Source organism: Entomomonas sp. E2T0, assembly GCF_025985425.1.
In the GTDB taxonomy this organism is placed as follows: domain Bacteria; phylum Pseudomonadota; class Gammaproteobacteria; order Pseudomonadales; family Pseudomonadaceae; genus Entomomonas.
On record NZ_CP094972.1, the window covers coordinates 163,094 to 187,032 of the forward strand.

Annotated in this window: 23 protein-coding genes; 6 read left to right on the forward strand and 17 right to left on the reverse strand. The window is 36.3% G+C overall.

Features of this window, described 5'->3' with window-relative positions; translation table 11 throughout:
• Positions 1–71: 71 nt before the first annotated feature.
• From rplS to ffh, 5 genes are all read right to left on the reverse strand, one after another.
• Positions 72–449 (reverse strand): 50S ribosomal protein L19, encoded by a 378-nt coding sequence (gene rplS, locus MTZ49_RS00800; RefSeq protein ID WP_201093940.1) that lies wholly within the window; start codon positions 447–449, stop codon positions 72–74.
• 27 nt (positions 450–476) lie between these two features.
• A complete protein-coding gene (gene trmD, locus MTZ49_RS00805; protein ID WP_264746536.1) occupies positions 477–1,235 on the reverse strand; it encodes a tRNA (guanosine(37)-N1)-methyltransferase TrmD in 759 nt (252 codons plus the stop codon).
• A gap of 17 nt (positions 1,236–1,252) precedes the next feature.
• Positions 1,253–1,774, reverse strand: a complete 522-nt coding sequence (gene rimM, locus MTZ49_RS00810; protein WP_413774164.1) for a ribosome maturation factor RimM — start codon at positions 1,772–1,774, stop codon at positions 1,253–1,255.
• Between the two features lie 14 nt (positions 1,775–1,788).
• Positions 1,789–2,040: a 30S ribosomal protein S16 gene (gene rpsP / locus MTZ49_RS00815; RefSeq protein ID WP_264746537.1), complete on the reverse strand. Its 252-nt coding sequence runs from the start codon at positions 2,038–2,040 to the stop codon at positions 1,789–1,791.
• Positions 2,041–2,194: 154 nt separating this feature from the next.
• On the reverse strand, positions 2,195–3,574 hold the full coding sequence (ffh, locus tag MTZ49_RS00820; protein WP_264746538.1) for a signal recognition particle protein: 1,380 nt from the start codon (positions 3,572–3,574) through the stop codon (positions 2,195–2,197).
• Between the two features lie 396 nt (positions 3,575–3,970).
• On the opposite strand from ffh, the gene MTZ49_RS00825 reads away from it, so the two are divergent.
• Complete coding sequence (locus MTZ49_RS00825; RefSeq protein WP_264746539.1) at positions 3,971–5,227, forward strand: Glu/Leu/Phe/Val family dehydrogenase; 1,257 nt, start codon at positions 3,971–3,973, stop codon at positions 5,225–5,227.
• Positions 5,228–5,391: 164 nt separating this feature from the next.
• Here the strand turns inward: MTZ49_RS00825 and MTZ49_RS15780 are convergent, their stop codons facing one another.
• On the reverse strand, positions 5,392–5,538 hold the full coding sequence (locus MTZ49_RS15780; protein ID WP_413774165.1) for an ABC transporter permease: 147 nt from the start codon (positions 5,536–5,538) through the stop codon (positions 5,392–5,394).
• A gap of 338 nt (positions 5,539–5,876) precedes the next feature.
• Here MTZ49_RS15780 and MTZ49_RS00830 point away from each other — a divergent pair, with 338 nt between their 5' ends.
• The 5 genes from MTZ49_RS00830 (at position 5,877) to glmS (ending at position 13,022) form a co-directional block, all read left to right on the forward strand.
• The gene (locus MTZ49_RS00830) at positions 5,877–7,331 is read left to right on the forward strand and encodes a TrkH family potassium uptake protein (protein WP_264746540.1); all 1,455 of its coding nucleotides are present in this window, start codon (positions 5,877–5,879) and stop codon (positions 7,329–7,331) included.
• Between the two features lie 88 nt (positions 7,332–7,419).
• On the forward strand, positions 7,420–9,813 hold the full coding sequence (lon, locus tag MTZ49_RS00835; protein WP_264746541.1) for an endopeptidase La: 2,394 nt from the start codon (positions 7,420–7,422) through the stop codon (positions 9,811–9,813).
• A gap of 95 nt (positions 9,814–9,908) precedes the next feature.
• Complete coding sequence (locus MTZ49_RS00840) at positions 9,909–10,325, forward strand: protease inhibitor I42 family protein (protein ID WP_264746542.1); 417 nt, start codon at positions 9,909–9,911, stop codon at positions 10,323–10,325.
• 68 nt (positions 10,326–10,393) lie between these two features.
• The gene (locus MTZ49_RS00845) at positions 10,394–11,167 is read left to right on the forward strand and encodes a DeoR/GlpR family DNA-binding transcription regulator (RefSeq protein WP_264746543.1); all 774 of its coding nucleotides are present in this window, start codon (positions 10,394–10,396) and stop codon (positions 11,165–11,167) included.
• 1 nt (position 11,168) lies between these two features.
• Complete coding sequence (gene glmS / locus MTZ49_RS00850) at positions 11,169–13,022, forward strand: glutamine--fructose-6-phosphate transaminase (isomerizing) (RefSeq protein WP_264746544.1); 1,854 nt, start codon at positions 11,169–11,171, stop codon at positions 13,020–13,022.
• A gap of 380 nt (positions 13,023–13,402) precedes the next feature.
• On the opposite strand, the gene MTZ49_RS00855 is transcribed toward glmS, so the two are convergent.
• From MTZ49_RS00855 to MTZ49_RS00905, 11 genes are all read right to left on the reverse strand, one after another.
• Positions 13,403–14,380 carry a sulfate/molybdate ABC transporter ATP-binding protein gene (locus MTZ49_RS00855; protein ID WP_264746545.1) on the reverse strand — a complete coding sequence of 326 codons (978 nt, stop codon included), beginning with the start codon at positions 14,378–14,380 and terminating at the stop codon, positions 13,403–13,405.
• Positions 14,377–15,228: a sulfate ABC transporter permease subunit CysW gene (gene cysW / locus MTZ49_RS00860; protein WP_264746546.1), complete on the reverse strand. Its 852-nt coding sequence runs from the start codon at positions 15,226–15,228 to the stop codon at positions 14,377–14,379. The genes MTZ49_RS00855 and cysW overlap by 4 nt, the downstream gene beginning before the upstream one ends.
• 9 nt (positions 15,229–15,237) lie before the next feature.
• Positions 15,238–16,092, reverse strand: coding sequence for a sulfate ABC transporter permease subunit CysT (gene cysT / locus MTZ49_RS00865; protein WP_264746547.1), 855 nt, complete (start codon positions 16,090–16,092; stop codon positions 15,238–15,240).
• Between the two features lie 19 nt (positions 16,093–16,111).
• Positions 16,112–17,113 carry a sulfate ABC transporter substrate-binding protein gene (locus MTZ49_RS00870; protein ID WP_264746548.1) on the reverse strand — a complete coding sequence of 334 codons (1,002 nt, stop codon included), beginning with the start codon at positions 17,111–17,113 and terminating at the stop codon, positions 16,112–16,114.
• A 180-nt stretch (positions 17,114–17,293) separates the two neighbouring features.
• Positions 17,294–18,487, reverse strand: coding sequence for a methionine adenosyltransferase (gene metK / locus MTZ49_RS00875; protein ID WP_264746549.1), 1,194 nt, complete (start codon positions 18,485–18,487; stop codon positions 17,294–17,296).
• A 55-nt stretch (positions 18,488–18,542) separates the two neighbouring features.
• Positions 18,543–19,505: a metalloregulator ArsR/SmtB family transcription factor gene (locus MTZ49_RS00880; protein ID WP_264746550.1), complete on the reverse strand. Its 963-nt coding sequence runs from the start codon at positions 19,503–19,505 to the stop codon at positions 18,543–18,545.
• A 65-nt stretch (positions 19,506–19,570) separates the two neighbouring features.
• Complete coding sequence (locus tag MTZ49_RS00885) at positions 19,571–20,191, reverse strand: CoA pyrophosphatase (protein WP_264746551.1); 621 nt, start codon at positions 20,189–20,191, stop codon at positions 19,571–19,573.
• A 13-nt stretch (positions 20,192–20,204) separates the two neighbouring features.
• On the reverse strand, positions 20,205–20,543 hold the full coding sequence (locus MTZ49_RS00890) for a GIY-YIG nuclease family protein (RefSeq protein ID WP_319804735.1): 339 nt from the start codon (positions 20,541–20,543) through the stop codon (positions 20,205–20,207).
• The gene (pcsA, locus tag MTZ49_RS00895) at positions 20,521–21,228 is read right to left on the reverse strand and encodes a phosphatidylcholine synthase (protein ID WP_264746552.1); all 708 of its coding nucleotides are present in this window, start codon (positions 21,226–21,228) and stop codon (positions 20,521–20,523) included. Before pcsA ends, MTZ49_RS00890 begins: the two co-directional genes overlap by 23 nt.
• A gap of 30 nt (positions 21,229–21,258) precedes the next feature.
• On the reverse strand, positions 21,259–22,131 hold the full coding sequence (gene tesB, locus MTZ49_RS00900) for an acyl-CoA thioesterase II (RefSeq protein ID WP_264746553.1): 873 nt from the start codon (positions 22,129–22,131) through the stop codon (positions 21,259–21,261).
• 44 nt (positions 22,132–22,175) lie between these two features.
• Positions 22,176–23,921 carry an O-antigen ligase family protein gene (locus MTZ49_RS00905; protein WP_264746554.1) on the reverse strand — a complete coding sequence of 582 codons (1,746 nt, stop codon included), beginning with the start codon at positions 23,919–23,921 and terminating at the stop codon, positions 22,176–22,178.
• Positions 23,922–23,939 lie beyond the last annotated feature (18 nt).

Genomic DNA, 23,939 nt, shown 5'->3' on the forward strand with positions numbered 1-23,939 from the left:
ACTTGCAAATAATAACTAATCTCTCATAAAAAAACCCGCTATAAAGCGGGTTTTCTTTCATTAGTAAGCTATTACTCAGCAGCTTGCTGTTGAGTTTGCTTAGCCAATTTTTCTTTAATACGAGCAGCTTTACCAGAAAGCTCACGTAAGTAGTAAAGTTTCGCTTTACGTACATCACCACGACGTTTAACAGTGATGCTATCAACGATTGGGCTATAAGTTTGGAAAGTACGTTCTACACCAACACCACTAGAAATTTTACGAACAGTAAATGCACTGTTTAAACCACGGTTACGCTTACCAATTACAACGCCTTCAAAAGCCTGTAAACGGGTACGCTCACCTTCCACCACACGCACTTGTACAACTACTGTGTCACCTGGCGCAAACGCTGGAATTTCTTTATTCATTTGTTCAGCTTCTAGCTGAGCAATAATTTTATTCGTCATGTTAATGCTCCTAAGGTTGCCAACTGGCTAACCATCGATACGTTTACTATCGTTCTGTTGATCGAGGTATTCGGTCAACAGCTGTTGTTCTTCTCCAGAAAGCGAGCGGCTATCCAGAAGATCAGCCCGACGTTGCCAAGTTCGCCCTAAAGCTTGTTGTAAACGCCAGCGCCGGATGTGTTCATGGTTACCACTAAGTAGCACCGCTGGAACACTTTGCTCATTATATACTTCAGGCCGTGTATAATGAGGATAATCTAGCAAACCATTCATAAATGAATCTTGCTGTGCCGATTCATTACACCCCAACGCACCTGGTAACTGACGTGTAATGGCATCTATCATTACCATAGCAGGTAATTCACCGCCAGATAATACATAGTCGCCTATCGACCATTCTTCATCCACAAAGCTTTCTATAAACCGTTCATCAATACCTTCATAGCGGCCTGCTATTAATATTAATGCTTGTTCACTAGCTAGCTGTTGCACAGCTGCCTGTGTTAGCTTATTACCTTGTGGTGATAAATAAATTACTTTAGCTGTTGGTGGTACTTGTTTTTTTGCTTCTAACAACGCCGCTTCAAGCGGAGCTATTTTCATTACCATACCTGGCCCACCACCAAAGGGACGATCATCAACAGTATGATGACGATCATGGGTATAGCTTCTAGGATTATGACAGTTTAATGTCATTAGTCCTTGTTTTACAGCACGACCTGTAATGCCATAGCTAGTAATAGCTTCAAACATTTCAGGAAAAAGGGTGATGAGTTCAAATTGCATGGCCTGTTGCCTATTTGTTAAAACTCTGCATCCCAATCAACTTGAAGTTCGCCTGCTGTTAGATCAATATTCAATACACATTGATCTATATAAGGGAGCAATCGCTCTCTATCATCAATACTATTAATACAAGGTTTAACTACTAATACATCATTAGCACCTGTTTCTAACAGGTGATCAACTTGACCCAATAATTGGCCCTGTTGATTAATAACTTTTAAACCTTGTAATTGGTACCAATAATACTCGTCACTTGCCAATTCAGGTAATTCATCACGATAAATACAAATCTCAGAATCTACTAAACTTCTAGCTTCATCTCTATCAGTTAAACCTTGTAATTCAACTACTAGTACTTTGCCTTGTAAACGACCACTTTGTAGTTTAACTGTAGTTTGTTCATTTGCCCTACGTAATATCCAGTTTTTATAATCTAGAATGTTATCAATAGGGTCTGTAAACGAATAAACCTTTACTGCACCACGAATACCATGTACAGAAACAATCTTACCTAATACAACTAACTCTTTCTCAAGCATGATAATGCTATTGATTAAGCAGCAGTCTTAGCAGCTTCCTTTAATAGGCTAGCAACGCGTTCAGAAATTTGTGCACCTTGGCTTTTCCAGTAAGCAACACGTTCTTGATCAACGTTTAATCTTACTTCACCGCCAGCAGCGATTGGGTTAAAGAAACCTACACGCTCAATGAAACGACCATCACGCGCATTACGGCTGTCAGTTACAGAAATATAATAAAAAGGACGCTTTTTAGAGCCGCCACGTGCTAAACGAATAGTTACCATGAAGATATTATTCCTAAATTAGTTAATTATGTAAAAATACATAGCATATAAAAGGTGGCATATTCTATAGGAAGTTGAGATTTTTGCAAATGGCTTTTTCAATTCATTCACAAAAATCTCATGCTTTTATTAAATACACCAAATTAACAACGAGTTAAAAACGACGGCCAGCACTACCTTTTGGTAATACACTGCTCAAACCACGAGCCATTTTAGCTAATCCGCCCTTACCCATTACTTTTTTCATCATTTTTTGCATTTGTTTATGCTGCTTGATTAATCTACCTACGTCTTGTACTTGCGTACCAGAACCTTGTGCAATCCGACGTTTACGAGAACCATTAATAAGCTCAGGATCTCGACGCTCAGCCATTGTCATAGAGCTAATAATTGCTTCCATTTGCACAAACTGTTTATCAGCAACATCCTGCTTATCAGCCATAGCCGCCAAGTTAACACCACCCATCATAGGCAATTTATCCATTAAACTACCTAAACCACCCATATTTTTCATTTGGCGTAGTTGATCGCGGAAGTCTTCTAAATCAAAACCTTTACCCTTTTTGATTTTACGCGTTAGCTTTTCAGCTTTTTCTTTATCGAGTTTTTGTTCAGCTTGTTCAATTAAGCTGAGCATATCACCCATACCTAAAATACGGGTTGCAATACGTTCAGGATGGAAAGGTTCTAAAGCTTCTGTTTTTTCTCCCATACCCAAGAACTTAATAGGTTTACCCGTAATAGCACGCACAGATAAAGCCGCGCCACCACGTGCATCACCATCTACCTTGGTAAGGATTACCCCTGTTAATGGTAAAGCATCATTAAATGCTTTGGCTGTATTAGCTGCATCCTGACCTGTCATGGCATCAACCACAAACAATGTTTCCACAGGATTTACAGCAGCATGAAGACCTTTAATCTCACCCATCATCTCTTCATCAATGTGAAGACGACCTGCGGTATCCACTAATACAACATCAATAAATTTTAACTTAGCTTCTGCAATAGCAGCCTTAGCAATATCTACTGGTTTTTGTTCTATGGTAGAAGGGAAAAAAGTAACATCTACTTCATTAGCTAACGTCTCAAGCTGTTTAATTGCAGCAGGACGATAAACGTCAGCAGAAACTACTAATACTGTTTTTTTCTTACGTTCTTTTAAGAAGCGTGCTAATTTAGCAACTGTGGTTGTCTTACCAGCCCCTTGCAAACCAGCCATTAAAATCACTGCAGGAGGCGTAGCATTAAGAGCTAAATCTTCATTAGCAGCCCCCATTAGTTGTTCTAACTCAGCCTGTACAATCTTAACAAAAGCTTGCCCTGGAGAAAGATTCTTTAGTACTTCAGTACCAACTGCTTTTTCTTTAACTTTTTCTATAAAATCTTTTACAACAGGCAACGCCACGTCAGCTTCTAATAAAGCCATCCGCACTTCACGTAAAGTACCTTGAATATTTTCTTCAGTAAGCTTTGCCTGTCCAGTTATATGACGAAGTGTCTTGGAAAGGCGTTCGGTTAAATTATCAAACATGAAACTCGTCCAGTGATGCCAAACATATAAAGGGGCTATTATAGTAGGTAATTGCTCTTTGCTGAAAGCATTATCTTGAACTTATTAATAAGTTGTGATCAATTTTACAACTTTCTGATGATTTTTTAACCTAAATGCTTTCTATGAGTTTAATCAATTCTTTAGTGTTAAATTTATAAAAAAACACCAAATCAATTTGTGTTAAATAATTTTCTTGTTATTAATTTTATTAAAATTTTTACTAAAACATAACTTATATCTATTGTCACATAATCGCTATGCAAAACATGCATAACATATACAGTATTTGCATATCATGAAAATAAACATATAATACATTTCCTTTCTTCAAAACTTTTATAAAAGCAACTAAAAATATATCACTAGGATTTAGATATGAGTAAACATGAAACATCTGCTTTAGGAATGGCCCATCAACAAATAGACAAAATCGCTTCTTTTCTTAAATTAGATCCGGCCATTCATACTATTTTAAGAGAGCCTCAACGTTGTTTAGAAGTTTCTGTTCCTGTAACTATGGATGACGGTTCAGTACAACTTTTCAAGGGCTATAGATCTTTACATTGCAATGCAATTGGTCCAGGTAAAGGTGGTATTCGCTATCATCAAGATGTAACAATGGATGAAGTTAAAGCATTATCAATCTGGATGACATTTAAGTGTGGTGTACTTAATTTACCTTATGGGGGCGGTAAAGGCGGTATAGTTGTAGACCCCAAAAAACTTTCTAAAGGTGAGTTAGAAAGATTAACACGTGCCTATATTCAAGCAATCGCACCTGTAATTGGAGAACTTGAAGATATCCCTGCTCCAGATGTAAATACTAATCCCAAAATCATGGGCTGGATGGTTGATGAATACATCAAAATCCGTGGTAATCACTTCGGTGTATTAACAGGTAAACCTCTTATACTAGGTGGTTCTGAAGGTCGTGTTGCAGCTACTGGTAAAGGAACTAGTATCATTGTAAGAGAACTATTACAAAAATTAGATATTAATATTAAAGGTGCTACTGTAGCCATCCAAGGTTATGGCAATGCAGGTTCTTTCACTGCACATTTCCTACATGAATTAGGTGCAAAAATTATTGCTGTGAGTAATAGTGATGGTGGTATTTATAATGCCAATGGTTTAGACCCTAATAGTTTAGACCAAGCGATCGCAGATAATAAAACTATCCTCTCTGTTGAGGGTGTAACTCAAATCTCCAATGCTGAATTACTTGAAATTGAGTGTGACGTATTAGTTCCAGCAGCATTAGAAAATCAAATTACTGAAGAAAATGCGAACAACATCAAGGCAAAAGTAATTGCAGAAGCGGCTAATGGTCCTGTTAGCCCAGAAGCAGACGAAATTCTACAAGCTAAAGGTGTTGTTGTAACACCAGATATTCTTACTAATGCTGGTGGTGTAACTGTTTCTTATTTTGAATGGGTACAAAATCGTTTTGGTTTATACTGGACCGAAAAAGAAGTTAATGATCGCTTAGAAGAGGCAATGGTACGCGCTTTCAACAACGTATGGAACATGTATCAAAACCATAACCAAGCAGCAACTTTACGTATGGCTGCCTATATGGTTTCTATTGATCGTTTAGCAAAAGCTATTAAGGCACGTGGTTGGGTAAAATAACTATCCCGCTAACTATAAAAAGGCTACTTTAATTGTAGCCTTTTTTATTGGCTCAATTTATTTCTAAATAACCAAGTGGCTATCGGTAATGTTACTATTGCGATTATCTGTAACGGCCATAGATCATAACTAAGTTGCCATAACCCTATACCTTCTAAATAAACTCACCTTACAAAATCAATAGCATAGCGTAATGAATTCAGTAAAGTGATATATTGCATAATTACTGGAATATTACTAATGGGTGCCGTTAATCCGGACAATAAAATCATTATCAATGATAAAGCTGAAATGGATAACCCTAACCACAAATAAGGCTGTTAAAACTAGGGTTTGCAAGAAACTGAATGTAGCAATCATTGCAAGCATAATATTCCAGCGTGACTCTAAATTTGGGTTATACCATGCCCTAGTTTCAACATTAATTAAATTCTTTTGCCCTGAAAACTCTGTATTATAGGTTTCTATAATGCCGTGCCCCTTACACAACATTTAAAAATATTTTCATTAGCTGGACTAGAAGCAATTGCTAAGGAATAGCGTAGTAAGCATGCCAACAAATAACAAACTTGTAAAATGAGATTACTATTTACGAACTAACCACTATAATAGCCCATTCCGAATATCATCAAAGGTGTAGTTAGTCTGTATGACTCGACAAACAATACGCAGTATTTCCTACATTGTCGGTTTTTTTCTTATTGCACTCTCAGTTAGCATGTTAGTGCCGCTTACTACTTCTTTTATTTTTGAACACACAGCCAATGATATCGCTGCTTTTTTCTGGTCTGGTCTGGTTACTTTCTTTGCTGGCTTTTTAATGATTAAGCAAAAAGGTTCATTACAAATTCAACTGCGCCCAAGAGACATGTATTTTCTTACTGCAAGTAGTTGGATTGTGGTCTGTATATTCGCAGCACTGCCTATGACTATGATTAGCCATATTAGCTACACAGATGCTTTTTTTGAGGCAATGTCTGGTATTACCACAACGGGTGCAACTGTTTTATCTGGTTTAGATAATGCTGCTCCCGCTCTACTTATGTGGCGTTCGATGCTACATTGGCTTGGTGGTATCGGCTTCGTTGTTATGGCTGTAGCTGTTTTACCAATGCTACGTATTGGTGGTATGAGACTTTTCCAAACAGAATCTTCTGATTGGTCAGAAAAAGTGCTACCTCGCTCCCATATTATTGCTAAATACATTCTTGTTATCTATGTATCTTTTACTATTATTGGTATCTTTGCCTTCTGGTTAGCCGGCATGCCTATATTTGACTCAGTTAACCATGCCATGAGTTCAATTGCAACAGGTGGCTTTTCAACTTCAGACACTTCATTAGGAAAATTCCTACCTGCTACTCATTGGGTTGCTATTGTACTAATGTTACTAGGCAGTTTACCTTTTACCCTCTATGTTAGTACCCTGCGTGGTAACTACACGGCTTTGTTTAAAGATGAACAAGTACGAGGTTTTATCACTATTTTAGTGGTTAGTTGTTTCCTACTTAGCCTCTGGTTTTGGAAAAACAGTGGTAACTCATTTATAGACTCTCTACGAGTAGCCTCTGTTAGTGTTGTCTCTGTTGTTACTACTACTGGTTTTGCTGTGGATGATTATAGCCAATGGGGTAGTTTCGCTATGATTATCTTTTTCTACCTTACCTTTTTAGGTGGTTGCTCTGGTTCAACCACAGGTGGTCTAAAAACTTTCCGCTTTCAAGTTACCTTAAGATTACTTGCTGCCAACTTAAAACAACTTATTCATCCCCGAGCAGTTATTCCACAAAAATATAATGGTCATAATCTTGATGAAGAAATTGTTCGCTCTATCTTAACGTTTACTTTCTTTTTTGCTTTTATTATCGCCATTATTGCACTATTTTTAGCCTTTCTCGGCTATGATATGGTTACTGCATTAAGTGCTGCAGTAGCTACTGTTTGTAACGTTGGGCCAGGACTAGGCGAAACTATAGGGCCAGCAGGCAACTTCTCCACCCTACCTGATATAGCTAAATGGGTGCTGTCTTTTGGCATGTTATTAGGTCGGTTAGAAATTATTACTATTTTAGTATTGCTAACACCTAGCTTTTGGCGTTATTAATGTAACTTGTATTACCCAAAATTCTATCTATTGAATTTTAAAGATAACACCCCATCTATATAACAATAATCTTAGATACGGATACGTTATGACTGACAAAAATCAAGCGGATGAAGTAATTATAGAAGCAGAAAATACACAGCCAAGTAAACAAATTGCTGTGCCTACTCCTTCTTATCCTGAAAAATTATATATTATTCCTATTCATAATAGGCCATTCTTCCCTGCTCAAGTATTACCTATACTAGTCAATGAAGATCCTTGGGAAAAAACTCTCCGTCGTGTAGCAAAAACGGAACATCACTCTGTTGCTATTTTTTATACTGAAGAGCCTTTTGATGAAAACTTTAATATAGAGAGTTTACCTAAATGTGGCACCTTGGTGAAAATTCACCATGTAAGCAAAGAAGATGATAAATTGCAATTTGTCGCTCAAGGCATCACACGCGTTAAAATAAAAGGTTTTCTTACCCATAAGCCACCTTATTTAGCAGAAGTCGAATATCCTAAGAATAGTGAAGACTCTAGCAATGAAGTGAGAGCCTATGGCATGGCTGTTATCAATGCTATTAAAGAACTATTACCACTTAATCCTTTATATAGTGAAGAGCTAAAAAACTATCTTAATCGCTTTAGCCCTAATGAGCCTTCTCCTTTAACTGATTTTGCTGCTGCACTCACAACTGCACCTGGCGAAGAGTTGCAACAAGTATTAGATACCATTCCTGTTTTAAGACGAATGGAAAAAGTATTGCCCTTACTACGTAAAGAAGTAGAAGTAGCACGTATACAAAATAAACTTTCTACTGAAGTAAATGAGAAAATCAGTAAAAATCAACGTGATTTTTTCTTAAGAGAACAACTTAAAATCATCCAACGTGAACTTGGTATTACAAAAGATGATAAAAGTGCAGATGCAGATGAGTTTAAAGCCCGCTTAAAAGAAAAAGTACTGCCTGAACAAGCACAAAAACGTATTGATGAAGAGCTACACAAACTTTCTTTATTAGAAACAGGCTCTCCTGAATATGCTGTCACACGTAACTACCTTGATTGGGCAACTGCTTTACCTTGGAGCATTATGGGTAAAGATAAGCTAAACCTTAAACATGCTCAAAAAGTACTCGATAAACATCATGCTGGTTTAGAAGATGTTAAAAACCGTATTTTAGAGTTTTTAGCTATAGGTGCTTATAAAGGTGAAATTAATGGTTCGATTATTCTCCTTGTCGGCCCTCCTGGTGTTGGTAAAACCAGTATCGGTAAATCCATTGCTGAGTCACTAGGCCGTCCTTTTTATCGCTTTAGTTTAGGAGGTATGCGTGATGAGGCAGAAATCAAAGGTCACCGTCGTACCTATATTGGTGCACAACCGGGTAAACTTGTACAAGCGCTAAAAGAAGTACAAGTTATCAATCCAGTCATTATGCTGGATGAAATTGATAAGATGGGACAAAGCTATCAAGGTGACCCTGCATCAGCATTATTAGAAACACTGGATCCTGAGCAAAATATTAACTTCCTAGATCATTACCTTGATTTAAGGCTCGACTTATCTAAAGTACTGTTTGTTTGTACTGCTAATACATTAGACTCCATTCCTGGTCCCTTATTAGACCGCATGGAGGTAATCAGTCTTGCTGGTTATATCACAGAAGAAAAACTAGCTATTGCCAAGAAACATCTATGGCCTAAGCAATTAGAAAAAGCTGGCGTACCCAAAGGTAAGATCAGCATTACTGATAGTGCCTTAAAAGCAATTATTGAAGGTTACGCTCGAGAAGCAGGTGTACGCCAATTAGAAAAACGATTGGCTAAAGTTATTCGAAAAAGTGTTGTTACACTATTAAAAGAACCTGAGCTTAATATCAAAATTAGCCATAAAAATTTAGAACCACTATTGGGTATGCCTATCTTCCATAACGAACAAGTTTTGGCTGGCATAGGTATTATCACTGGGTTAGCTTGGACAAGCATGGGAGGAGCTACACTACCAATCGAAGCAACCTGTGTACATACCTTAAATAGAGGCTTCAAATTAACAGGGCAACTTGGTGATGTAATGAAAGAATCTGCTGAAATTGCTTACAGTTACATTACATCTCATTTAAAAGAGTATAAAGCAAACCCAGAGTTTTTTGATAAGGCATTTGTACATCTTCATGTACCTGAAGGTGCCACCCCTAAAGATGGACCGAGTGCAGGCGTTACCATGGCAAGTGCGCTACTATCACTAGCCCGAAACCAAGCCCCTAAAAAAGGCGTAGCAATGACTGGTGAGTTAACCTTAACTGGCCAAGTATTAGCCATTGGAGGAGTTAGAGAAAAAGTGATTGCTGCTCGTCGTCAAAAAATCATGGAGCTTATCTTGCCTGACGCTAATCGTGGGCACTATGAAGAGCTACCAGATTATTTAAAACAAGGGCTGACTATTCACTTTGCTAAAACATATAAAGATGTGGCAAAAGTATTATTTAGTTAATAAATTATTACATTTTTATTGATTTATAGAATATAAAATAAATAATCTGTTGGTTAAGATAAGTACTAATTTTAATACAGCTTATCTTAACCTTTATGATCAAAAAAATAATATTTCGTTTAATAACTATTACTTTAATTTCTCTCTCAATAACTGCTTGTGTCTCTACTTCACCTGCTAAAACGATTAATAATAAAAATTATCAAACATTGTGTAATCCACTTATCTTACACAAAAATCAGGAACTTATTGTTGCCTTACCTAGCAGTGCGCATAGTGGTTATAAATGGCAGCTTGAAAACGATGCAACAGCTATTTTGCAACTTAATAAAAATCATACCCAAAAAGATGACCATCCAGAGAACCATCTGCACCGACAAGAAACCATTTGGAAATTCAAAGCCATTAAGAGTGGTACAGGAACTCTTTCATTTATTTATCGACTAGATTGGGATACTAATATAGAAGATAATCAACACATACAATGTGAAATTAATGTGAACGACAATTAATTTTTTGTGCTTCATCTTTCGATATATGTTATAAATGAAATATAAATATTTCGAATCGAAACAATTAAATGACACAAAGAAACACTCAACAACGTCGTTACTATATTATTGAACAAATTGCTTTGAATGGAGAGGTATCTGTTGAACAATTATCAGCAGAGCTCAACACCTCAGAAGTTACGATTCGTAAAGACCTTAATATTCTAGAAAATGAAGGTAAACTATTACGACGTTACGGTGGTGCTATTCGTTTACCTAGTCATACCACAGAGCAGTTAGTTTCCCAATATAAACAGGCTATTGCAAAACTAGCCAGTCAACTTATCAAAAATAATAGTCGAATTATTATTGATAGTGGCAATACGACTTCAGCACTTATTCCTATGCTAACGGAGAAAAAAAATCTGTTAGTAATGACTAATTCATTAAAAATAGCTAATCAACTATTGACTCTTGAACCAGAGCCCACATTGTTAATGCCAGGCGGCACATGGGATCCAACTTCTGAATCTTTTCAAGGAAAAATTGCTGAGCAAGTATTGGAATGTTACGACTTTGACCAACTTTTTATTGGTGCAGACGGTTTGGATTTAGCTCATGGGACAACCAGCTTTCATGAGTTACTAACACTGTCACAAGCTATGGCCAATAATGCTCATCAAGTTATTGTTATGTTAGAAGCTGATAAAATCGGTCGTAAGATACCAAATATTGAATTAACATGGGATAAGATCGATATTCTTATCACTGATGACCGTTTAGATAAAACTATTCAAAAACAAATCACTAAATGTGGTGTACAACTTCTATGTGCTACGCTGCAAGAATCAGAGGATATTTAATATGTGTGGAATTGTAGGAGCTATTGCTGAGCGTAATGTTACCGCACTCTTAATTGAAGGGCTAAAACGACTTGAATATCGTGGCTATGACAGTGCTGGATTAGCTATTATCGATAATAAACAAAATCTACAAAGGGTTCGCCGCACAGGTAAAGTTAACCAGCTTGCTCAAGCACTACAACAAGATTCAAATTTTACTGGCAAAATAGGAATTGCTCATACACGTTGGGCTACCCATGGTGCACCTACTGAACAAAATGCTCATCCACACTTCTCACATAATCAAGTAGCCATAGTACATAATGGCATTATAGAAAATCATGAGCTATTAAGGGAACACCTTATTACCCTTGGTTATGAGTTTACTTCGCAAACAGATACAGAGGTTATTGCTCACCTACTCCATTACAAACTAACTGAAATCGGAGACCTTACTACTGCACTCAAAGCAACAGTTAAAGAACTTCATGGCGCTTATGGTTTGGCCGCCATGTGTATACAACAGCCTGACCGTATTGTAGCAGCTCGAAGTGGTAGTCCATTAGTTATTGGGCTTGGTATTGGCGAGAACTTTTTAGCCTCTGACCAACTGGCATTAAGACAAGTCACTGACCGTTTTATTTACCTAGAAGAAGGCGATATTGCTGAAATTACCCGTGACACTGTCAAATTGTGGGATCAACAAGGACGAGAAGTTCACCGTGAAATTATAACAGCCCAAGAAAATGCCGAAGCAGCAGATAAAGGTGAGTTTCGTCATTTTATGATGAAAGAAATTTATGAACAACCTACTGTTATTCAAACAACTCTCAATGGTCGAATTACTGATAATCAAATCAATGTACAAAGCTTTGGACCTAATGCAGAACAACTTTTTACTCAAGTTAAAAATATTCAAATTGTAGCTTGTGGCACAAGTTATCATGCCGGCTTAGTAGCTCGCTACTGGTTAGAAGCGTTAGTTGGTATTCCTTGTCAAGTGGAAGTAGCTAGTGAATTCCGTTACCGTCGTGTTGCCGTTCAACCTGATACTTTATTCATTACTATTTCCCAGTCCGGCGAAACAGCAGATACCTTAGCTGCTTTACGCAATGCTTTCTCTGAAACTTATACCACAGGCAACTACTTAGATAGCCTTACCATTTGTAATAATCCAACTAGCTCTCTAGTTAGAGAGTCTGGACTAACCTTATTAACCAAAGCAGGACCAGAAATTGGTGTGGCATCTACTAAAGCGTTTACCACCCAACTAACCGCCTTACTATTGCTTACCCTTGCTTTAGGAAAAGTACGTAACACGCTTAATCCTGAATTAGAAGCAACTTTAGTTAAAGAATTACGCCGTTTACCAAGCCGTATTGATGAAGCATTAGCAACCAATAACACTATTGAAAAAATAGCTGAATGTTTTGCTGAAAAGCACCATGCTCTTTTCTTAGGTAGAGGCGCTCAATACCCTGTGGCGATGGAAGGTTCTTTAAAGCTAAAAGAAATTTCTTATATTCATGCAGAAGCTTATCCTGCTGGTGAGCTAAAACATGGCCCATTAGCTCTTGTCGATGCAGATATGCCCGTTATTACAGTCGCACCCAATAACGCGCTAGTAGAAAAACTTAAATCCAATTTACAAGAAGTACGTGCTAGAGGTGGCGAGCTTTTTGTATTTGCAGATGAAACCATAGATATCAAAGAAGATAAGTTTACTCATGTAGTGAATATGCCACATATTCATGATGTGCTATCACCTATTCTCTATACTATTCCATTACAACTTCTCTCTTATTATGTGGCTATTTTAAAAGGAACCGATGTAGATCAACCACGTAACCTAGCTAAAAGCGTTACTGTTGAATAATAGCCAATAAAAAAGGATTAGTAATTAACTAATCCTTTTTTTATTAACTAAACAACTTATAATTAAGCCCTACCTTCACTGTATTACTCTCTGCTTTATTATCAAATTGTCCTTATTAATTAGCTGAAATACTGGTATTTAGCATTAGATTAACTTCTACTCCAAACTTAGTAATAGTAGTGTCTTTAGTAATAAGCACCTAAGCTTATCTTAGCTTTATCAGTAATACGCAATTTATCTCTCAAACCAACAGTTGAGAAAGTTGCTTCATTCTCACTTTTTTAACTGAGCCTCTTTCTTAAACTTATGACTATTCAACATAAAATATTTCTTTACTGCTTTTAACAAATCATCAATTAGCTTTATATAAAATAGTACAATTACCAGTTTTTCTGTGGGTTAGGCTTAAAATAAATCTTCTGACCACGTTGTAAATTTACTAAACTAGGATTATCTTTAGTTAATTCAACTTCTAAAAAGTCCTTTTGATTGGCAGGCTTTATCGTTACACGAGTTATAGCGCCCAAAGGCCTAATATCCAATGCTTCTGCTTCAAAAAAACCTTGCTCTTGCCGTGATGAAATAATTACCTCATGCGGCCTAAAGAGTATTTCTTGGTTACCCACAGTAAAGCGATTAGAATCGCCTAAAAAATGATACACAAAATCATTAGCAGGCTTATCATATAATTCTGCAGGTGAACCTACTTGTTCAATTACCCCTTTATTCATCACCACAATACGATCAGAAACCTCCATCGCTTCTTCTTGATCATGGGTTACAAATACACTGGTTAAATGAATCTCATCATGTAAACGTGCTAACCAACGACGTAACTCTTTACGTACTTTAGCATCTAGTGCACCAAAAGGTTCATCAAGTAGTAATACTTTAGGTTCTACTGCTAATGCACGCGCCAAAGCAATACGTTGCCGTTGACCACCGGATAACTGATCAGGATAACGATCACCCAACCAATCAAGTTGTACCATCTGTAATAAATACTGTACTTTTTCTTTAATCACTTTTTCAGTAGGGCGCTCGCTACGAGGCTTCATTCTTAAACCAAAAGCCACATTATCAAATACTGTCATATGACGGAATAATGCATAATGCTGAAACACAAATCCCACATTACGATCACGTACATCATGACCACTTACATCTTCGCCATGAAAGATAATACTGCCTGTGTCAGGTGTTTCCAAACCTGCAATAATTCGTAGCAAGCTGGTTTTACCACAACCTGAAGGGCCTAATAAAGCAACTAACTCACCACTTTTAATCTCTAAATTAATATTATTAAGTGCCCTAAAGTTACCAAAGTTTTTAGTGACATTTTCAACAGTTATACTCATACAGCAGGACCCTCTGGACGTTGACGGGAGCGATTTAAACGAGACTCACTCCATTGACGAAGCAATAACACCACCAACGCCATTATTAGTAATAAGATGGCTACACTAAATGCAGCAACAATATTGTATTCGTTATAAAGAATTTCGATATGTAAAGGTAAAGTATTGGTATAACCACGAATGTGACCAGATACCACTGAAACAGCACCAAACTCCCCCATAGCTCTAGCAGTACATAGAACTACACCATACAGTAAAGCCCATTTAATATTCGGCAGAGTAATATACCAGAAAATTTTAAAGCCACTAGCACCCAACAATCTGGCAGCTTCTTCCTCTTGCGTACCTTGTTCTTGCATTAACGGAATAAGTGAACGCGCCACAAAAGGAAACGTTACAAAGATGGTGGCTAATACAATACCAGGCACTGCATAAACTATTTGGATATCGTGCTCGTTAAAGAAATCTGCAAAATAACTTTGTGCCCCAAATAATAAAACATAAATAAGACCAGCTACTACTGGAGAAATTGAAAACGGCAAATCGATTAAAGTAACTAAGATACTCTTACCCCAAAACTCGTATTTAGTCACACACCATGCCGCAGCAATACCAAAAATAATATTCAATGGTACCGAAATACCTGTAGCTATTAAGGTAAGTTTAAAAGCAGAAATAGCATCAGGCTCTCTAATGGCATTCCAAAACTCACCCAGTCCTTTAGCTAAACCTTGAGAAACAACCGCCCATAACGGTAAAAGTAACACTAAAATAAAAATTAACCATGCCAATATAATTAAAATAAGGGCTGTCCATGAAAACTTACCTGTGTATTTAGAACGTATCATAATTCTGGCCTATGCCCTTACCACATTAAATAATTTCAAAAACATATTTAAAATATAAGTAGGTTTTAAATAACGCTGAATTAAATTAATCATTAATAGCATAGCAAAGGAAATAATTAACATTAATACACCAATAGCAGTAGCGCCTATATAATCAAACTGATCCAGTTTTGACATAATCAATAAAGGCAGTATTTCTGTTTTAAAAGGAATATTAGCGGAAATAAAAACTACTGAGCCATACTCCCCTATTCCTCTTGCCAAAGCTAAAGAAAAACCAGTTATCCACGCTGGAAATAAAATAGGAAAGACAACAAACAAAAAAGTTTGAAATCTATTTGCTCCTAAACTCCGAGAAGCTTCTTCTAGCTCACGGGGAATATCCTTAATAACAGGTTGAACCGTCCGAACCGCAAAGGGTAAAGTAACAAACACCAAAGCAAGGGTAATACCTATGGGTGTATAAGCCACTTTAAAAGGTAATAATGAACCTATTAAACCCTGCGGTGCATATAAAGTAGTTAATGCTATACCTGCTACCGCTGTAGGTAAGGCAAAGGGTAAGTCCACCATGGCATCAATTAACTTTCTCCCTGGAAACTCATAACGCACCAATACCCATGCTAATAAGCTACCAATAATAGAAACAATAAAGGCCGATAATAAAGAGGTATAAATGGATAACTTTAAAGCAGACTGTAACTGTCTACTATTAAGAATAGTCCATAATTGTTCCATGGTAATTTGGCTGGCATAAAAGAACATACCAGCTAATGGAATCAATACAATAAGAGAAAGCCACATTAGGGTATACCCTAATGTGAGGCCAAAACCTGGAATAACTGATGCTTTACGAAAAGACATTACTTACATAATCCAACTATCAATGGTTTATTTCACTATAAATCTGGTCAAATATACCGTTATCATTAAAAAACTTAGGTTGTACAATCTTCCAACCACCAAACTCTTCGTCAATGGTTACTAACTTTAATGCGGGGAATTGATCTTTAAACTCAGCCACTATTTTTTCATTGCGAGGACGATAAAAATTTTCAGCAATAATACGTTGTGCTGGTTCACTGTATAAATACTCTAAATAAGCAGTGGCTTGTTTGCGAGTACCTTTTCGATCTACATTAGCATCAACAACTGCAACAGGGGGTTCAGCAAGAATAGACAGCGAAGGAGTCACTATTTCTAATTGGTCACCACCTTCCTCTTTTAAAGAAAGATAAGCTTCATTTTCCCAAGCAACAAGTACATCACCTAAACCACGTTGCACAAAGGTTATTGTTGAGCCTCTAGCACCAGTATCCAATACAGGAGTATTAGCAAAAATCTTTTTCACAAAGTCACGGACTTGCTCATCGCTACCATATTTATGCTTCGCATAAGCCCAAGCAGCAAGAAAATTCCAACGTGCGCCACCTGATGTTTTAGGATTTGGAGTAATAACTTGTACACCATTTTTAACTAAGTCATCCCAATCTTTAATATTTTTAGGATTTCCTTTACGTACTACAAAAACAATAGTTGAGGTGTAAGGAGTACTATTATTAGGTAACCTTGTTTGCCAATCCTTATCAATTAACGGCTGTTTTAAATTAACTGCCTCAATATCTCCTGCTAACGCTAAAGTAACCACATCTGCTCTTAATCCATCAATCACTGCTCTTGCTTGCTTACCTGAACCACCATGCGAGTTTTTAATGGTCAGTGTCTCACCTGTTGTTTCTTGCCAATGTTTTTTAAACGCTTCATTATAAGATTGATAAAGCTCACGGGTTGGATCATAAGACACATTAAGCAACTCAGCAGCTATTACTTGAGTTGTTAATAATACTCCCACAACACCTGCTATTGTTTTCTTTAAAGTAGACATAATGGCCTCTTCCCAATTTTATTTAGATTGTTGGGTAGCATTCTAACGAGCTTTTTTTATTCTTAAAAAGAATTTTTAATAAGGTACTTATGCGTTTATGGAATATATAAACTTACCAATTATTTTTCTAATTAATAAAAAAGGCAGAATAAATCTGCCTTTTTATTAATTTACCTTAACTTACTTAATGCCAGCATCTGCTTTTAATGCCTCTGCTTTATCAGTACGTTCCCAAGTAAAAGTAGTAAAGGTATCATCGCCTACTGTTTTTTGTTGTGGAATACGTCCAAAGTGTCCATAAGCTGCCGTCTCTTGATACATTGGATGTAATAAATCTAACATAGTAGTAATGGCATAAGGACGAAGATCAAAGTGCTGACGCACTAATTGAATAATCTTCTCATCACTTACTTTACCTGTACCAAAGGTATTAATCGAAATAGAAGTAGGCTGTGCCACACCAATAGCATAAGATACTTGAATTTCACAACGATCTGCTAAACCTGCCGCCACAATATTTTTAGCCACATAACGACCCGCATAAGCCGCACTACGGTCAACTTTTGATGGATCTTTACCAGAGAAAGCACCACCACCATGACGCGCCATACCACCATAGCTATCTACGATAATCTTACGACCTGTTAACCCGCAATCACCTACAGGACCACCAATAATAAATTGACCTGTCGGATTAATATGGAATTGAGTATCTTTATGTAATAACTCTGCTGGAATAACATGTTTAACAATTAATTCCATTACTGCTTCTTGAATATCTTTTTGTGATACATCAGGATTATGTTGCGTAGACAATACAATCGCATCAATACCCACCACTTTACCATTGTCATAACGACAAGTAACTTGTGATTTAGCATCTGGGCGAAGCCAAGGTAATAAACCACTTTTACGTGCTTCTGATTGACGTTCAACTAAACGATGAGAGAAACAAATAGGCGCTGGCATTAATACATCAGACTCATTGCTTGCATATCCAAACATTAAACCTTGGTCACCTGCACCTTGATCTTCTGGTTTCTGTCTATCTACACCTTGTGCAATATCAACTGACTGCTTACCAATTACATTAAGTACACCACAAGTTGCACCGTCAAATCCCACATCTGATGAAGTATAACCAATATCACAAATAACACGACGAACTAATTCTTCTAAATCCACCCATGCATTGGTGGAAATTTCACCAGCAATAATAGCCACACCTGTTTTTACTAAAGTTTCACAAGCCACACGTGCAAGTTTATCTTGAGCAATAATAGCATCTAATATCGCATCGGAAATCTGATCTGCAATTTTATCTGGATGTCCCTCAGAAACTGACTCTGAAGTAAAGAGTGCATATTCACTCATCACAAAACTCCTCATATTAAATAATATAACTGATCACTTTATTACTAAAGAATCGCTAAACAGCACAAAAGCATCTTATCTGTAGTTGAAAACCATTACGTAAACCTATATACAAACTTTCGTCTGGCTTAAACCCTGCACTACTAGCCCAATGAGTTAATTCATCTGGCTCAAAACCTAGCCATAAATCACCACAAGTTTTAGTAACCCAATCTTGTTCATGATGACATAACTCTGCCACTAATAAATTACCTGATGCTTTTAAACAACTTTTAAAATGTTGGAAAGCATCAGCTGGTGCTGGTAAATGATGTAACACCATATTAGCCACTATACAATCTAATGGGTTAGTTACCTGTAGCTTAGTAGCATCTGCCTTCTTTAGAATAACATTAGGCAGCTGTTGCTGCTGACAATATTGCTCTGCTAATTGTAGCATTTCCGCATTATTATCGACTGCAATTACTTCTTTAAAGCGCTTAGCCAGTAATGGTAAAAACTTGCCATCACCAGGCCCCACCTCTAACGCAATAGCCTCTTTATTAAAACCTTTACTATCAATAATCTTCAAAATATTATCTTGATAATGTTTCAGGTCAACAATCACATCTTGCTGATCTATACCATCGCCTTTTGCAAGATTAGTAAAGAAAATTCGACTAGCCTCTGCTCTTTCAGCATAAATGATATTAAGATTTTGTTGCAGCTCATTTGGTATTGCTAAACCATCAATTTCGGCTAATAAGCTTTGATGAAATCTACTCAAAGAATGCTCTACAGAAAGTGTTCTACGATAAAATATAGTATTTCCTTCACGCCTAGTTATCACTAGGCCTGCTTGCAATAACACCTTTAAATGGTGGCTCATTCCTGACTGTGTAGTATTAAACAACTGGGTAAGCTCTAAAACACCAAACGAATTATGCAATAAAACCCTTAATACCATAACCCGCAGCGGTTCACTCACTGCTTTACATAGATTGGCAAAATTATCAATAGTTAGGTTAGAAGCTGGCATAGCTGCGCAGTCTACCCAGAAAATGACAAAACAACAAGTCTATATCAATTTTTTTTGATATAGATTTATTTTTTCAACTGAGTATAGTCTATTAAAAGACTATCAGCAGGTTTCTCATGAAAGGAAATATTAGTATCAAATACTATATTTACTAGCTCTGCTATCATGATGGCGGTTAATCCCCAAATCTTAAATTGATGATATTGATAACAAGGGATATACCACTCAATATTTAAATAATCAATACGGTGAGTAACAATGCGTGGATCCTCTCTAAAATAGCTCAAGGGCACCGTAAAAATTAATGCTATTTCATCTAAATTAGCTTGGTAAGAAAGAGAATCGTCGACAAAACCGACATAAGGCTTAACTTTTAAAAGATTTTTAGAAATTAATGTTGGTAAAGAACCTATAATTTCTACATTATCAGGTAATAAGGCTATTTCTTCTTCAGACTCACGCAATGCCGTTTGCAATAAATCTACATCCTCTGGATCACGTTTACCACCGGGGAAAGCAACCTCTCCACGATGAGAGGCCAATTTATCAGAACGCAATGTTAAGACTAACTCTGGTTGCTCTTTTTTAATAATAGGTATTAGTACAGCGGCTTCTTGCAAAGAACTGGGAAATAAAGGAGAACTTGGCTGGTATAGCTTAAGGCGTTCTTCAATATCTTGCCACATAACATTATCTTCCTCATGCTTGTAAAATATCAGCTAATGTTAAAGAGGGTTCTTTATTATAAATAGGTAACTGAAACCCTTTACAACCATTAATAACTAACTGTTCTTTATTATATTTAGTTAATTGCTTTATTTCACTTTCTCTTTTTAAAGCATGGGATTTAGATTCGCATTGCTCAATATAAACTAATGCTATGGGCTTGCTTGTTGAAAAAAACTTAGCCCCCTTACCCTGACAGTGCTTATAAAATCTTGCAACAGGATCATGGCTACTACCACAATAGAGTTTCCCATGCTCAGTACGTATTAAGTAAACATACCAAATCTTATCAGTTTTGACTATTTCTATCACTAATCGTTTGCCACACACCAAAACCGATAAAATAAAGACCTGAAATCCACCATAATATTAAAGTCCATGTTTTAAAATTGCCATACTGTGCAATTAAAAAACCACTAGTAATCAACCACACTAAACTAAATATAATATTTAATACCATTGCTTTACGAACTCTAAAAGGATGCAAAAACTTAACAGGTATTACTGACAATATCGCTAGTCCTATAATAGCCAAAAATGTTAAAACTGCAGGGGGATTAATTACTACAAAATATAATGCAACAATATTCCATGTAGCAGGAAAACCTACAAAATAATTATCTTCACTTTTCATATTTACATTGCAAAAACAGAAAAAGGACGATAATAAAATAATGGCTATTGATAATATCTGTGTACCATAAGGTAATGGTACAAAATAATAAATAAAGATAGCTGGTACAAAAACGTAGGTTAAATAATCAATGATTAAATCTAATATACTGCCATCAAATTCTGGTACTTGATTCTTTACATCATAACGACGTGCTAATGTACCATCAATACCATCTATTAATAAGGTAACCCCCATCCACACAAAAGACATTTGTGGATCACCCTCTAAAATTGCCAATAATGCTAATAAACCAAATACCACACCACTAGCAGTAAACGCATGAACACCCCAAGCTTTAAGCTTTTTTATATCCATTTGCATAATAACTATCCCCATCCCCTAAGTATATAATTAAGGATTAGCCTTTATTTGACGAATAAGCCCTTCCTGACACACTGATGCCACTAACTTGCCATCCTGACTAAAAATTTCCGCACGAACTAAACCACGTGCATCTCCTGCCCAAGGACTATACATAGAGTAAAGCATCCACTCATTCATTTTAGGTTGACTATGAAACCAGATACTATGATCTACACTCGCTACTTCCATATCTACATCCATAAACCCTTTACCATGCGGCAATAAGCTAGTAGTTAATAAATTGAAATCAGATGTATAAGCTAATAAATAGCGATGCAATGAAGCAATATTTGGCACTTCACCATCCGCTTTAAACCATACTTGACGAATAGCTGGACCTTTCTTAGGTACAAACGGGTTAAAATCAGACACAGGTCTTATCTCTATAGGACGACCACGCTTTACTCTTTCTAACACCCTCTCTGGCAAAGTATCTAACTGCCTAGAAATCAAACTAGCTTCATTTTCAAGATCATCAGGGCCTGGCACATCTGGCATTTTTTCTTGATGTTCAAAACCTGTTTCAGGATCATGAAATGAAGCACTACAAAAAAAGATGGGTTTACCTTTTTGAATGGCTGTTACACGTCTAGAACTAAAACTTTTTCCATCACGAACTCGATCAACAGTAAAAACAACAGGGAAAGTCGCATCACCACGACGTAAAAAATAGCCATGTAATGAATGAGCAACGCGCTCTTCAGGAACAGTATAACTGGCCGCTGATAATGCTTGCCCGAGTACTTGCCCACCAAATAATTGACGAAACCCTAAATCTTGACTCTGACCACGGTAAATATTTTCTTCTATAGGTTCTAGGTTTAATAAAGTAATTAACTCACCCAATAACTCATTACTCATTATTATAATGCCTCTTTATTTAATTAAACTCACCAACATACTTATTATTTTGATAAGGATAACTTTCTACAATTTAATTCTTTTTTGACAATACGTAATCCTTGAAGACTCGGTATGTTATTAAAATCTTTAAAATAATTGCACACCATTGGTACCATAGTAGGATAAGCCCTAGTTAATGCATGTGATAGCTTATCCAAGTCACCTACCTGTCCAGATAATAAAGACAACTGTATTTTATTTGCAATAACTGGTGCATAAGGGCGCCATGCTAACATTTCATCAGTTACTCTTTGCTGATAAGCAAAATCGACAACTGTAGGCGACAAATTAACAAACTCTTGTAGTTGAACCTCACGTCCCCAGAGCAAATCCCTTGTAGCAGATTTAAATTTGTTATAATCACCTTTATCAAATACAGCTACATTATTATCGTAAAAAAAGCTTTTTGCATAAGTATCTAATGAGCTATTAGCTATAACTATAAATACCCCTGCAACTATTATCCAGAATACACCACTGATTACTTTAGGTATAAATAACTTTATGTTTTTTGATAATAAAGGTACTAATACCAAAATAATTAATGGCACAAAGTGCATACGCCACATTACATACTCTAGCATAGAGTTAATAAAATACACTAAGAATATTGTGAGCACTAACCACCATTGTAAAGTTTTAGGCGCTTTCCAAAAACAAACAGTGATATAAGCCAATAAGGCTAATAATGCTAACAAACCTATTAAACCAAACTCAGCCATTATTTGCGTAAATAGATTATGGCTATGTAATGTTAGGTCACCAATAATAGTGTAATTAGGATCATTCACCCCAACCCAAAAACCATGAACAGCATAATTACCAAATCCCACACCTATCAAGGGTGACTCTTTAACAATGGCAAATGCTTTGCTTATTTCAGATAATCGAAATGATTCACTAGCCGCTGAACGATTTAAGGAACTAACTATATTAGTGGTTGCAACTTGCGTAGTATCATCAGTAAATAGTTGTAGAATAGTAGGTAAAAAATAATAGATTAAAGCACCTATAATAAGAGCAACCAAACAAACAACAAACTTTAAGTAAGTTTTATCTCTCGTTTTAAATAAACAAAATCCAGCAACTATTGATGCCATTACTAGATAAACTAATACGGCCCTAGAACCACTACCTAGCAATACAAAACCAAACAATAAAGCAAAAATAACCACAACTACAATATGTAAAATATTACGGAAAGCTAAATAGCAAAGTGCTAAAAAAGCTACCATCATATAAATAGCTAATTGATTTGATTGAGCAATAAAACCTATAAGACGATCGCTCATAGGAACCATCCAATAATCAATACCTGCTAAACGATATTGAATGACGATAGCACCTAATGCTTCAACTATTCCGCCTATAAACAATATAAAAGCTAAATAGTCATAATATTGTGTTTCACTTTTCTGAGCTAATTGAATAGCTAATAGTGCTGCTAGAATAACAACCACACTATAAACAATTAAAGTGACCTTATCTGGCAAACTAGTGTTTTGTACTACTGTTAACAAACAAAGAATAGCAAAAAACCCAACTAAACAACCTATTAAAGGAGAAACCAGCAAACTACTTTGCTTAAAGTTATTAACCCCTAATGTGAATACTGCGCAAATTACAACTGCAACACAAGCAATAAAAAATGGCCAAAAATCACCCAAAGGTGCAAAATGGATAAATACACAAAAAGGAGCTACTGTAATTAATAACAAAGTAACTAATAAATCCTTTCTAAATGTCAAAATAACTTTCTCCTGCAA